The organism is Pseudodesulfovibrio thermohalotolerans (assembly GCF_021353295.2).
In the GTDB taxonomy this organism is placed as follows: domain Bacteria; phylum Desulfobacterota; class Desulfovibrionia; order Desulfovibrionales; family Desulfovibrionaceae; genus Pseudodesulfovibrio; species Pseudodesulfovibrio thermohalotolerans.
In genome coordinates this window covers 2,568,711-2,581,767 of the sequence record NZ_CP120635.1, presented here as the reverse complement: position 1 = coordinate 2,581,767, position 13,057 = coordinate 2,568,711, and the positions used below count along the sequence as shown (strand labels likewise).

The 13,057-nt window shown below is 61.1% G+C and carries 9 protein-coding genes; 3 read left to right on the top strand and 6 right to left on the bottom strand.

Annotated features, from left to right (window positions below):
* Positions 1-119: 119 nt before the first annotated feature.
* Positions 120-1,967 carry a translational GTPase TypA gene (gene typA, locus LF599_RS12245; protein WP_279520969.1) on the bottom strand — a complete coding sequence of 616 codons (1,848 nt, stop codon included), beginning with the start codon at positions 1,965-1,967 and terminating at the stop codon, positions 120-122.
* A 363-nt stretch (positions 1,968-2,330) separates the two neighbouring features.
* Between typA and aspA the strand changes: the two genes are divergently transcribed.
* The 3 genes from aspA to LF599_RS12230 all read left to right on the top strand — a co-directional run bounded on the left by aspA (position 2,331) and on the right by LF599_RS12230 (position 5,050).
* Positions 2,331-3,740, top strand: coding sequence for an aspartate ammonia-lyase (aspA, locus tag LF599_RS12240; protein ID WP_279520968.1), 1,410 nt, complete (start codon positions 2,331-2,333; stop codon positions 3,738-3,740).
* Positions 3,741-3,880: 140 nt separating this feature from the next.
* The gene (locus LF599_RS12235) at positions 3,881-4,615 is read left to right on the top strand and encodes a septal ring lytic transglycosylase RlpA family protein (RefSeq protein ID WP_279520967.1); all 735 of its coding nucleotides are present in this window, start codon (positions 3,881-3,883) and stop codon (positions 4,613-4,615) included.
* 162 nt (positions 4,616-4,777) lie between these two features.
* Positions 4,778-5,050, top strand: a complete 273-nt coding sequence (locus LF599_RS12230; RefSeq protein WP_269942210.1) for an HU family DNA-binding protein — start codon at positions 4,778-4,780, stop codon at positions 5,048-5,050.
* A gap of 78 nt (positions 5,051-5,128) precedes the next feature.
* Here the strand turns inward: LF599_RS12230 and LF599_RS12225 are convergent, their stop codons facing one another.
* From LF599_RS12225 to pta, 5 genes are all read right to left on the bottom strand, one after another.
* Entirely contained in the window at positions 5,129-6,706 is a 1,578-nt protein-coding gene (locus tag LF599_RS12225) for a methyl-accepting chemotaxis protein (RefSeq protein WP_269942211.1), read from the bottom strand.
* A gap of 168 nt (positions 6,707-6,874) precedes the next feature.
* Positions 6,875-9,025, bottom strand: coding sequence for an L-lactate dehydrogenase (quinone) large subunit LdhH (ldhH, locus tag LF599_RS12220; protein WP_279520966.1), 2,151 nt, complete (start codon positions 9,023-9,025; stop codon positions 6,875-6,877).
* A gap of 2 nt (positions 9,026-9,027) precedes the next feature.
* Positions 9,028-9,654 carry a LutC/YkgG family protein gene (locus LF599_RS12215; RefSeq protein WP_279520965.1) on the bottom strand — a complete coding sequence of 209 codons (627 nt, stop codon included), beginning with the start codon at positions 9,652-9,654 and terminating at the stop codon, positions 9,028-9,030.
* 61 nt (positions 9,655-9,715) lie between these two features.
* The gene (locus LF599_RS12210) at positions 9,716-10,918 is read right to left on the bottom strand and encodes an acetate kinase (protein ID WP_279520964.1); all 1,203 of its coding nucleotides are present in this window, start codon (positions 10,916-10,918) and stop codon (positions 9,716-9,718) included.
* Complete coding sequence (gene pta, locus LF599_RS12205) at positions 10,919-13,033, bottom strand: phosphate acetyltransferase (protein ID WP_279520963.1); 2,115 nt, start codon at positions 13,031-13,033, stop codon at positions 10,919-10,921.
* Positions 13,034-13,057: the final 24 nt, after the last annotated feature.

The window sequence follows — 13,057 nt, the reverse complement described above, 5'->3', positions numbered from 1 at the left end:
GTCAATTGTTCAGTTAAAACATCCTATTAAGGTGCGCTTTTTGTGTAATCAATCACAAATTCCGACACAAAAAAAGGCTGCGCCGGAGCGCAGCCTTTCCTATTGGCATTATGTTATTTTTAGCCGTTTTCCTTGACCTTTTTCTTCTTGCCTTCCTCGCGATGTCGCACCAGGGCAGACAACTCGCTTTTGCGCAGCCGGATGGACACGGGGGTGACCTCGACTTCCTCGTCGTCCTTGATGAAGTTCAGGGCGTACTCCAGAGTCATGGGCTTGACCGGGGTGAGAATGACGGCTTCGTCCTTGCCCGAGGCGCGCATGTTGGTCAGCTTCTTTTCCTTGGTCGGGTTGACGTTGATGTCGTTTTCCCGGTTGTGCTCGCCGATGATCATGCCCTCATAGACCGGGTTGCCGGGAACCACGAAGATTCTGCCGCGCGGCTCCAGGTTGAACAGGCCGTATGCCACGGCCTTGCCGGGGCGGTCGGCCACCAGGGAGCCGGTGAACCGGGAAGTGACCTCGCCCCGGTATTCGCCGTACCCTTCAAGGTAGGAGTTCATGATGCCGGTGCCCTTGGTGTCGGTCAGGAATTCGTCGCGGTAGCCGATGAGCGACCGGGCCGGGACGGAGAATTCCAGGCGCACGCGGCCGGTGCCGTTGTTGACCATGTTGGTCATGCGGCCTTTGCGGATCTGAATTTTTTCGGTGACGATGCCCATGAAATTCTCATCGCAGTCCACGTAGAGGTGCTCGATGGGCTCCAGCTTCTTGCCGTCCTCGAACTTGAAGATGACCTCGGGACGGCCCACGGAGAGTTCGAATCCTTCGCGGCGCATCTGTTCCACCAGGATGGCCATCTGGAATTCGCCGCGTCCCTTGACCAGATAGGCGTCGCGGCCTTCGGTGTCATCCACCTGGATAGCCACGTTGAGCAGGGTTTCCTTGTGCAGCCGCTCGCGAATCTTGTTGGTCTGGACAAGCTTGCCCTCCTGACCCGCCAGGGGAGAGGTGTTGATGCCGAAGCGCATGGCCACGGTGGGCTCGTCCACGGTGATGCGGGGCAGGGCCTTGGGGTTTTCCTTGGTGCAGATCGTGTCGCCGATGTGCACGTCCTCGATGCCCGCAACGACGACGATGTCGCCGGGGTCGCAAGTCTCGGTGGGAACGACCTGGAGGCCGTCGTAGGTCTGGAGCTTGGTCACCTTGAGCGGAACGGTGCGTCCGCCGTCGGCGATGCAGAGGAGCTGGTCATTGGATTTGGCCTGACCGTGATGGACCTTGCCGATGGCCAGGCGTCCGAGGTAGTCGGAGTAGGACAGATCGGAGACGAGCATCTGGAAGGGCTCATCGGGGTCGTGCCGCGGGCCGGGCACGTGCTCCACGATCATGTCGAGGAGGATGTGCAGGTTCTCGCCGCGTTCGTCCGGGGATTCCATGGCGATGCCGTCGCGGCCGATGGCGTAAAGCAGGGGGAAATCAAGCTGCTCCTCGCTGGCGTCGAGGTCGATGAACAGGTCGTAAATTTCGTTGAGGACTTCGTCCGGACGGGCATCCTGGCGGTCAACCTTGTTGATGACAACCATCAGGGTGAGGTCCTGTTCAAGGGCCTTTTTGAGCACGAACCGGGTCTGGGGCAGCGGCCCTTCAGAGGCGTCGACCAGGAGGATGGCGCCGTCAGCCATGGACAGGGAGCGTTCCACCTCACCGCCGAAGTCGGCGTGACCGGGGGTGTCGATGATGTTGATCTTGGTGCCTTTCCAGGAGACGGAGCAGTTCTTGGCGGCGATGGTGATGCCGCGTTCCCGCTCCAGATCCATGGAGTCCATGATGCGGTCGTTGACATCCTGGCCCTCGCGGAAGAGCCCGGATTGTTTGAACATGGCGTCCACCAGCGTGGTCTTGCCGTGATCGACGTGGGCTATGATGGCGATATTGCGAAGTCCGTTGTTGTTTATTTTGTTGCTCATGGTCTCTCCAATAATATGTAATAGGCGCAAATGCGCAGGGAAGCGGTTAACCGAAAGCTGTTCGGCTGGCAAGTGGAGATTTGGCGTCGGCCTGAGAAAGCCTGTTGAAATCCGGCCCGGTTCGTATAGAGTAAGTTCCAAGCATCGTTCATCTTGTGCCGGAGGAATTCCACTTTCGGCAGGAAACGGGGCAGCGTTTTTTTGCTTTGGTCGCCGCATTTCGCATGAACTTTGCGGTTATTTCCGCCTGTGGCAAGCCTTTTTGGAGGGGCCCCCGGCGGCACGGACAAGGAAGATCGTCATGCAAATCAGCCGGACGCGGGGCAACGGCCCGCGCGACGCCATCAATAACGGAGAATCCTCATGACCCAATTGCGACTGGAACACGACAGCCTTGGCGAAGTGGCCGTCCCGGCGGACGCCTACTACGGCGTTCAGACCCGGCGGGCGCTGGACAACTTCCATATATCCGGCATCGCCATGTCCCATTACCCCCGGCTCATCAATGCCCTGGCCTACGTCAAGATGGCCGCGGCCGAGGCCAACGCTTCCCTGGGGCTTCTGGAAGAGGACAAGAGCCGGGCCATCTCCCGTGCGTGCGAGGAAATTCTGGACGGCAAGCTGCACGATCAGTTCGTGGTGGACGTGGTGCAGGGCGGGGCGGGAACTTCGGCCAACATGAACGCCAACGAGGTCGTCTGCAACCGCGCCCTGGAGCTTCTGGGATACGCCAAGGGGGACTATGAGCACCTGCATCCCCTGAATCACGTGAACATGTCCCAGTCGACCAACGACGTGTACCCGTCTGCGTTGAACATCGCATTGATTTTGGACATCCGCGAGCTGATCGAAGCGATGGATTATCTGCGCAATGCGTTCCGGCGCAAGGGCGGGGAGTTCGCCGATGTCCTCAAGATGGGCCGTACCCAGCTACAGGACGCCGTGCCCATGACCCTGGGCCAGGAGTTCTCGGCCTGGTCCGTCATGATCGGCGAGGACATGCAGCGGCTGAACGAGGCCCAGGCTCTGGTCCACGAGATCAACATGGGGGCCACGGCCATCGGCACCGGGCTCAACTCCCATCCGGACTATGCCCGCACGGTTACGGAAAAGCTCATCCAGCACACCACGTTGCAGCTTGTTTCCTCTCCGGACCTGGTGGAGGCGACCCAGGACACCGGCGTGTATGTCCAGCTGTCGGGCGTGCTCAAGCGCGCCGCCGTGAAGCTGTCCAAGATATGCAATGACCTCCGGCTGCTCTCCAGCGGTCCGCGCTGCGGTTTGAACGAGATCAACCTGCCGCCCATACAGCCCGGCTCCTCAATCATGCCGGGCAAGGTCAATCCGGTTATTCCCGAGGTGGTCAACCAGGTGGCCTTCACCGTCATCGGCCACGACATGACCGTGACACTGGCCTGCGAGGCCGGGCAACTCGAACTCAACGTCATGGAGCCGGTCATCGGTTTTTCCCTGTTCCAGTCCATCAACATGCTCCGCCGTGCCTGTCTGACCCTCGCCGATAAATGCGTGTCGGGCATCACGGCCAACCGGGAGCGGTGCCGCGAGATGGTCGAGCACTCCATCGGCCTGGTTACGGCGCTGAATCCGTTCATCGGATACGAAAAGTCAGCCGAGATCGCCAAGGAGGCCATGAAGACAGGCGGTTCCGTGTATGAGATCGTGCTGGAGAAGGGATACCTCAGCCGCGAGGAGCTGGACGACATTCTCAAACCCGAGAACATGGTCAAGCCGCGTTACGTGCATCGTCCCTGACGGGCCGATTCGCTTCCAAGGCCCGTGGTTCGTGACAATACGGGGCTGGGCATTGCTTTTTGCTCCCACTTCCTCTACGGTTTTCTAGAAAAAATCGAGACAGTCACCCGTTCCCCGGACACAGGATACTCGGAGGAAGAATGCGACACCTCGCGGCCCTGTTCGCCATATCGGTTTTACTGGCCTTGGCCGGATGCGGCCCGAAACATGTTCCGTCGACGCCGCCGGCCTCCGGGGATGGCGGCGTGCGGTTTGATCCCAAGACCCGCCCCTACACCGTCTTGGGCAAGACCTACTATCCCTTGCAGTCCGCATCGGGATACGACGAAATCGGTCTGGCTTCGTGGTACGGCGCGGATTTCCACGGCAGGAAGACGGCCAACGGGCAGACCTACAACATGTACGGCGTGTCCGCGGCGCACAAGACGCTTCCGCTGGGCACGCGCGTGCGGGTTACCAATCTGGAGAACGACCGCACCGTGGTCCTGACCATCAACGATCGCGGGCCGTTCGTGAACGAGCGTATTCTCGACCTGTCCTACGGGGCGGCCAGGAAGCTCGGCACGGTGGAGCGCGGCGTGGCCAAGGTTCGGGTCACCTCCCTGACAACGGAGGTCGTCCCCACACGGCTCAAGGATACCCCCGGCAGGCTTTATCACGTGCGCGTCGGAGCCTTTGCCGTGAGGGACAACGCCCTGCGGGTGCACAGGCAGTTGCTTGCCTCCGGGTACAGCGGCGCCAACATTACCGTGGTCGATCGGGATGGCCAGATGCTGCATATCGTCCAGGCCGGAAGCTTCAAGACGAGGGACCAGGCGGAACGTGTCATGGAAGCCCTCAAAAGGGAGTTTCCGACATGCTACATTATCAGTTGAAATTCACCCGAAGTGGTGGCATAGCATCCCGGTTTTGTGTATGAACTCTGCGTGGGACGTGGCTTTTTGCGCTTCCCATTCACAAGGCGAGAGTGTATGACACTACCACTTATTTACGTGTCATATGTAGATAGTATCCATAAACCACTATAGGAGTTTTTTATGACCAAAGCTGAACTCGTAGCGAAAATCGCTGAAAAGATCGGCACTTCCAAAGCCCAGGCCGAGGCTTCCATGAACGCTATCCTGGACACCATCCAGGAGGAGCTGGCCGCAGGCAACAAGCTGACCCTGACCGGTTTCGGTACTTTCAGCGTGAGCGAGCGCCAGGCCCGCACCGGCCGCAACCCGCGCACCGGCGCCGCCCTGAACATCCCGGCCTGCAAGGTCGCCCAGTTCAAGCCCGGCAAGGTCCTGAAGGACGCCGTAAAATAGCTGCGAGGCTGTTTTTGAGAAAAAAGCCCCCCCGACATCGAGTCGGGGGGGCTTTTTTGTGCGGCGCGGCTGGGTGCGCTATTTCATCCTGCCGACCACGTCGTTCAGATGGCGGGCCAGCTCGGCCACGCGATCGATGGCCTTGGACGCCTCCACCATGAGTTCGTCGGTCTCACCGCAAACCCTGGTTACGTCCGAAGTGGCAGCGCTGATCTGCTCGCTGGCCGAGGATTGCTGCTCGGCCGCAGCCGCGATGGAGTGGACCTGGTCGGACGTATCCTGGGTCGTGGACAGAATGGAGGCCAGGGCCTCGCCAGAGCGGCCCGCGAGGTCCGTGCTCCGGGTGACCGAGGCCACTGCGGTCTGGGTGGCGCGCACGTTCTGCCGGGCCACTTCCTGAATGCCCTTGACCGCCGAGTGCACCTCGCTGGTGGCGTTCATGGTCTTTTCGGCCAGTTTGCGGACCTCGTCGGCGACAACGGCGAAGCCGCGTCCGGCATCGCCCGCGCGTGCCGCCTCGATGGCCGCGTTAAGCGCCAGCAGATTGGTCTGGTCGGCAATGTCCTCGATGACGCCCAGAACCACGCCGATTTCCTCGGCCCGCTGGTCCAGTTGCTCCATGGATTGCTTGAGCCCGGAAGCGTGCTGCGAAACTTCGTCGATGGCCACGATGACCTCGCCGACAACGTCCTTGCCCGCGCTGGCCTGGTCACTGGCGGTGCGGGCGTCGGTGGCCGCCTGCTGGGCGAACCGGGCCACTTCCAGGACAGCGGCGTTCATTTCCTCCATGGCGGCGGCGGTTTCAGTGGTGCGGTCGGTCTGCTCGCGGGCCCCCTGTCTGGCCTTCTCGACCATTTCCTCCAGGCGGGCCGACGCTTCGGCCAGCTCGCCCGAGATGCCGGTGGCCTCGCTTGCGGCAGTGGAAATGCGTTGGTTCTGGTCGAGTATTTCCCGTTCGTGCAGTTTGGTCTTGGTGGTGTTCAGATACAGACAACAGCCGCCGATGACCCTGTCCTCCACGTCGTGCAAGGGAAACAGGTTGATGAACACGTTGATGTCGCTGCCGTCGGCGTGCTTGAAGACGCCCTCCACATTCATTTCCCTGGAGTCGTCGGCCATGCAGTCCGCGATCTTGGATCGGCGGTCGTCCTTGTAGAATATCTGTGAGATCATCCTGCCGTGATAGGTTTCGGGGTTTTCGCTGGAGCCGAGCATGTCCAGACATTCCCGGTTCAGGTAGGTGATCCGTTGCCCTGTGTCCACGATACAGCATGGTATGGGCAGCCCGTGCAGAATGGAGCGGGCGAAGCCGAGGCGTTCCTTGTAGCGTGTGGCCAGCTCGCCGACCATCTCTCCAATCCCCGGAGCCCCGGCCGCCAGGGCGTTGGCGTCGGCCTTGGCGTATTTCTCGTCGAGCAGGTGTCCGGTGAACTCCGAAACCGCCGCGGCAGGGCGGACCAGCGCGCGGTGCAGCAGCGTGAACACGGCCGCACCGAGGACGGCGAAGACCGCGATAAGGGCCGCTGCAAAAGCGACGCTTGATCCGGGCGAGTCGAAGAAGAAATAGCCGGTTGCCGCCGCGAGGGCCGAAAGGGACAGCGTGGCGGCGTACAGGCCCGCCGTGAGCTTGAATCGAAAAGGAATGTTGTTGGGCATGATTTGTATCCGGTGGACAGGCGTTGAAATGAGAAGGTTCCCCGTTCAGGGAGTGAACGGGGAACCCGTTTGAGGCCGGTTCGTTCAGGAGAAAGCAGGGTGTGGATGCTTCTACGGATTGCGGTCCTTACCTTCGGATAGCCTCAAATGTATTGGCATAGCCGATTACTACTTCTTGTTCTTGGACATGACCTCTGCCACGTGTTTCACCTGGACTCGGGAGCCCCGCCGCTTGAGGCCGCCGCGCAACTGCATGATGCAGCCGGGGCAGTCGGTCAGCAGGGTGTCCGCGCCGGTGGCCTCGACGTTGTCGAGCTTCTTCTTGAGCAGCTCGGCCGAGAGTTCGGGGAACTTCATGGAGAAGGTGCCGCCGAAACCGCAGCAGACCTCTTCCTCGGCGCATTCAACGTATTCCATGCCGCTTTTCTCGATGAGCTGGCGCGGCGCGTCGTGGACATCCAGGCCTCGGCACAGGTGGCAAGGCGCGTGGTAAGTGGCCTTTTCGCTGGTCTGCGTGAAGTCCTTGGCATCCACCTTGAGCACGTCGTTGACGAAGGAGGAGTAGTCGATGATCTTGGCCGCGAACGCGTCGGCCCTGAGCTTCAGGGCGGGCTTGTCCATGACCAGTTTGGGGTAATTGTGTTTGAGATGCGCGGCACAGGAAGCGCACAGGGTCACGATGTAGTCGTAGGCCTCGGGCTCGAAGGCGCGCAGGTTCTGCACGGCCACGTCGCGGGATGCCTTGGTCTCGCCCATCATCTGCACCGGCAGGCCGCAGCAGGACTGTTCCTCGGGGAACTCCATGGCGACATCATTGGCCGCGAAGACGTCGACGGCCGCCTGCATCTGCTCGGGGTAGACGAAGTCCTGCACGCAGCCCGAGAACAGGGCGACGCGGTACTTGGGAGTCGCAACCCTGGGACGCTTCTCCTTCCACCAGTCGCGGAACGGGGTCTCGGCGATGGTCGGCAGGGCGCGGAAGCCGTGCTCCTTGGAGAAGATCATGGGCAGATGGCGGATGAAGCCGTCCTTCTCGGCCACGGGCTTCTGGCCCCACTTGGCGGTGCGCAGCAGGGTGTGGAAGAGCTTGCGGTTCTTCAGCACCTTGCCGAGCAGGAAGCTGGGCAGCGGATGGCCGTCCTCGTCCTGGATGCGCGCGTGGATTTCCTTGATGAGACGCGGAAGGTCGATGCCGCCCGCGCAGACGTCCTTGCACGCTTCGCAGTTGATGCAGTTCTGAACCAGGTTTTTGGCCTTGTCCTTGCCGTGGAAGAAGTAGGTCAGGATCAGGCCGATGGCGCCGATGTAGATGTGACCCATCTTGTGGCCGCCCACCAGGCGGTAGACCGGGCAGACGTTGGCGCAGGCGCCGCAGCGCACGCAGCGGTTGACCTGGGAGAAGAGCGGGTCCTTGATGAGCTCGCTCCGGCCGTTGTCCAGCACCACGTAGTGGATTTCCTTTTTGCCGTCCTCGGCAGCCAGACACTCGTTGTTGCCGGTGATCCAGGTCACGTAGGACGTGATCGCCTGGCCGGTGGCGTTGCGCGGCAGCACCTTGAGGATACGCAGGGCGTCATGCAGGTTGGGCAGGAGCTTGTCGATGCCCATCAGCGCGACGTGAACCCGGGGCAGGGTGGACACCAGACGGGCGTTGCCCTCGTTGGTGACCAGACCGATGGAGCCGGTCTCGGCGATGGCGAAGTTGGCGCCGGTGATGCCCATGTCGGCTTCGACGTACTTCTGCCGAAGCTCGCGGCGGGCCACCTTGACCAGCTTCTCGATTTCGGAGTCCTGCTGCTTTCCGGTGACCTCGGTGAAGAGGTCGCCAACCTGGAAGCGGGACAGGTGGATGGCGGGCATGACCATGTGGGACGGGCCCTCATGGCGCAGCTGGATGATCCACTCGCCCAGGTCGGTCTCGGTCACTTCGAGACCGGCATCCTCCAGGTCGTGGTTGAGGAGGGTTTCCTCGGCGGTCATGGACTTGGACTTGACGATTTTCTTGCAGTCCGCGTCCTTGGCGATCTTGGCGATGATGCGGTTGGCTTCATCGCCGTCTTTGGCGAAGTGCACATGGATACCGGCGGCCTCGGCGTTCTCCTTGAACTCCCGATACAGGGCATCGGCGTTGCGGGCGGCTTCGTCCTTGGAATCGGCGATCTCCTTGATCAGTCCGCGGACGTCCATACCCTTGAACGCGTTGGCTCGGCCGGCGCGGTAGGCGATGGCGAAGTTGTCGAGAGTTGTGCGCAGGAAGTCGTTTCCGAGCGTCTCGCGCAATTCCTCGCGGTATTCTTTGAGGTCGTTTGCTTTCTGCATGACTAGTCCTCCATGATCAGGATGTGCAATTCAAGGGGGCCGTGAACGCCCAGGGCCAGGACGCGCTCGATATCGGCGGTACGGCTCGGGCCGGTGATGAAGGCCAGGTAGTCCGGCGTCTTCTTCATCCTTGTCAGCATCATCTTTTCCACCGCGTAGGTGTTGGCCTTGATCTTGGACTTGGGCAGCACGCAAACGTGGAACTCGCTGACCATGGTGGCCAGACGCATTTCCTCGCTGGGACAGTCGAGCATCAGCGTGCCGGTGTCGGCAATGCCGTACTCGGCGTAGGTGAACCCGATGTCCACTCCGGCCAGGTGGTCGCGCATCCCTTCGGAGATGCACTCGAACCCGGCTTTCTTGGACTGGGCGGCCAGCTTCTTGTACAGGTCCTCATTGAGGCCCGGCGCGGCGATGACCTTTTTCTGCTTGGCGTCGCACAGAGCTTCGGCCTTGTCGGAAAGGTCGGCCTCGCAGCCGCTTATCATAAGCTGGCAGGCTTCCTTTTTGTCACACAGATTGATGACATATTTCAGGGCATCGTCTTCGTTGGCGATGCTTGTCACCTTGGCGGAGACAAGCTCCGCCTTCTCAACGAACTTCTGGTACAAATCTTCCTTGGAAGGCATCGTACCTACCTCCATGTATTGTTATGACCCCGGCCCCGTGGGACCGCCACAACGGGTCGTTTTATTTGGCGAGCATCATGGCCTCGCGGGCAATGGCGAGTTCCTCGTTCGTCGGAATGACCCAGATCGCCACGGCACTGTCTTCGGTGCTGATCTTGCGGGCTTCCTTGGAACGGGTGGCGTTGATTTCGGTATCGATCTTCATGCCGAAAGGCTCCATTCCCTTGAAGGTCTCGGCGCGGACGATGTCGTCGTTCTCGCCGATACCGGCGGTGAAGACGATGGCGTCCACGCTGCCGAGGACAGCCATGTAGGAGCCGATGTATTTGCGGGTCCGGTAGGTCTGCACGTCCAGAGCGAGCTGAGCGCGTTCGTCGCCCTTTTCGATGGCGGCGTGGATGTCGCGCATGTCGTTCATGCCGCACAGTCCCTTGAGGCCGGATTCCTTATGCAGGATGTTGTCGATGGCGGCGATGTCCAGGCCTCGGTTCACGGCCAGGTAGTTATGGACGGCGGGGTCCACATCGCCGGAGCGGGTTCCCATCACCAGGCCTTCCAGCGGGGTCAGGCCCATGGAAGTGTCGACGCACAGGCCGTTCTTGACGGCGGAAATGGATGCGCCGTTGCCCATGTGAATGGTGATGAGGTTCATATCCTCGACCTTCTTGTCCATCAGGCTCGCGCATTCGTTGGCCACGTACTTGTGGGAGGTTCCATGCGCACCGTAGCGGCGGATGTGATCCTCTTCGTAGTACTCGTAGGGCAGGGCATACATGTATGCGTGAGGCGGCATGGTCTGGTGGAAGGCCGTGTCGAAGACCAGCACCTGCGGGACGTTGGGGAACAGCTTGGTGGCGTCCTTGGCCCCGCCCAGGTTGGCGGGGTTGTGCAGGGGGGCCAGCCGTTCGGTCTCGGTCAGGTCGGGCCACATGTCCTCGGTGATTATCACCGGGTGGTTGAACTTCTCGCCGCCGGCCACCACGCGGTGGCCGACGACGTCGATTTCATCCATGGTGCAGACGGCGTTCTCGCCGGTGCAGATCAGGTCGATGGACAGCTGGAGGCCCTCACTGTGAGTGGGGATGGGCTGTTCAAGCTTGGTCTTGACCTCCCGGTCGGTGCCCGGGAAGGTCTTGCTTGTCAGAACTCCCTGCTCCTCGCCGATGCGTTCCACCAGGCCGGAGACCATGACGGATTCATCAGTCATGTCGATGAGCTGGTACTTGATGGAGGAGCTGCCGGAGTTGATAACGAGAACTTTCATCTATTCACCTTTTTCAGCCTGGGCCTGGATGGCCGTGATGGCGACTGTGTTGACAATATCGGGAACGGTGCAGCCGCGCGAGAGGTCGTTGACCGGCTTGTTCAGGCCCTGGAGAACAGGACCGATGGCCACTGCGTTGGCGGCTCGTTGCACTGCCTTATACGTATTGTTGCCGGTGTTCAGGTCGGGGAAGATGAACACCGTGGCCTTTCCGGCCACATCGGAGTCGGGCATTTTCACGCGGGCGACGTCGGGATCGACGGCCGCGTCGTACTGGATCGGTCCGGCCACGGGGATGTCCAGGCTGCTCTCGGCGAGGCGCTCACGGGCGATCTTGGTGGCTTCGATGACCTTCTCCACGTCTTCACCCTTGCCGGAGGAGCCGGTGGAGTAGCTGAGCATGGCCACGCGCGGTTCAATGCCGAAGATCCTTGCGGTCTCGGCGGAACCCAGGGCGATTTCGGCCAACTGTGCGGCATTGGGATTGGGGTTCACGGCGCAGTCGCCGTAGACCAGAACCCGGTCCTTGAGGCACATGAGGAAGACGCTGGAAACAATGGAGCAGCCCGGCTTGGTCTTGACGAACTCGAAGGCGGGCCGAATGGTGTGGGCCGTGGTGTTGATGGAGCCGGAGACCATGCCGTCGGCAAAGCCCTTGTGAACCATCATGGTGCCGAAGTAGGTGGGATCGGTCATGCGGTCCCAGGCCATCTCGGCGATCAGGCCCTTGTGCTTGCGCAGTTCGAGATACTCCTCGGCGAACGGATCGAGCAGATCGGAGTTTGCCGGATCAATGATCTCAGCGCCGGAGATGTCCAGACCGAACTTGGAAGCGTTGTCCCGGATGGTCTTTTCGTCACCCAGCAGGATGATCTCGGCAGCGCCGCGCCGCAGGATGATATCGGCGGCGCGCAGGATGCGCTCCTCGATGCCCTCGGGCAGGACGATCCGCTGCGGCTTGCGGGACGCTTTGTCCAGCAGGGAGTATTCGAACATCTTGGGCGTGACCTTGGTGGACCGCTTCTCGACCACGCGGTCGCGCAGTTCGCCGACGTTGACGTGCTGGGCGAATCCGCCGAGCGCGGTGGCGATGCGCTGGTAGTCGTTGGCCTCGATGCGGCCGTAGAGGGAGTTCAACTCCTGCACGGTCTGGTAGGTGTGGCCCTTGGCGGACAGCACCGGAACCGGAACGCCCGTCCATCCCTCAATGAGCTTGTGCACGTTGACGGACACGTCAAGGCCGCCGGTGAGCACGATGCCCGAGATGTCAGGGTAGGAGCTGGACAGGCGCGAGGCGAGGCTGGACAGAATGATGTCGGAGCGATCGCCCGGGGTAATGATGAGGCTGCCCGGCTGGATGTATTCCAGGAAGTTGCCGATCTGCATGGCGGCGACCAGGTAGTTGTCCACCAGGGCCTGGAGGCCGGAGTGTCCGTAGAGGACGTCGGCATCAAGCCAGCGGCGCACGTCGTTGATGGACGGCTTGCCGAGCGCCTCGTCCTCGGGGATGACATAAACGGGCATGGGCTCCTGGCCACCCTTGCGCTCGATATGGCTGACCATTTCGTCGGTCATGCCCTCGGGTGCACGGTTGACCACGCAGGCCAGGGAGTCCACGCCCTTTTCGGCCAGGGTGTCCAAGGTGGTCTGGGTGATGTTGACCACTTCCTCCGGTGCCTTTTCGCGGCCGGACGTCACAACCAGCATGGGCGCGCCGATGTTGGCGGCGATGTCCGCGTTGAGGTCGAATTCAAAGGCGGGGTCCTTGCCCTTGAAGTCGGTTCCCTCGCAGAGCACGAAGTCATACTGCTCTTCCAGCGTCTTGTACTTGTTGAGAATGTTCTCGAGCACAAGGGCGTGCTGGCCGGAGTTGATGAGCTCGCGGGTCTGCTTGAGGGTGTAGGCGTAAGTGTCTTCGTAGGGAATGGACAGCTTGAAGTGATCGATCATCAGAGCGATGTCGTGGTCCATTTTCCCTTCCCCCGGATCATTGATGATGGGCCGGAAGATGGCGACATTGTGGAGTTCCCTCGTGAGCATCTGCATGACGCCGAGAACCACGGCGGACTTGCCGCTGCGTTCTTCGGTGGCGCTCACGTACAGGTTCTTGGACATGGTGCTTTTCCTTGTTTTTTGCCG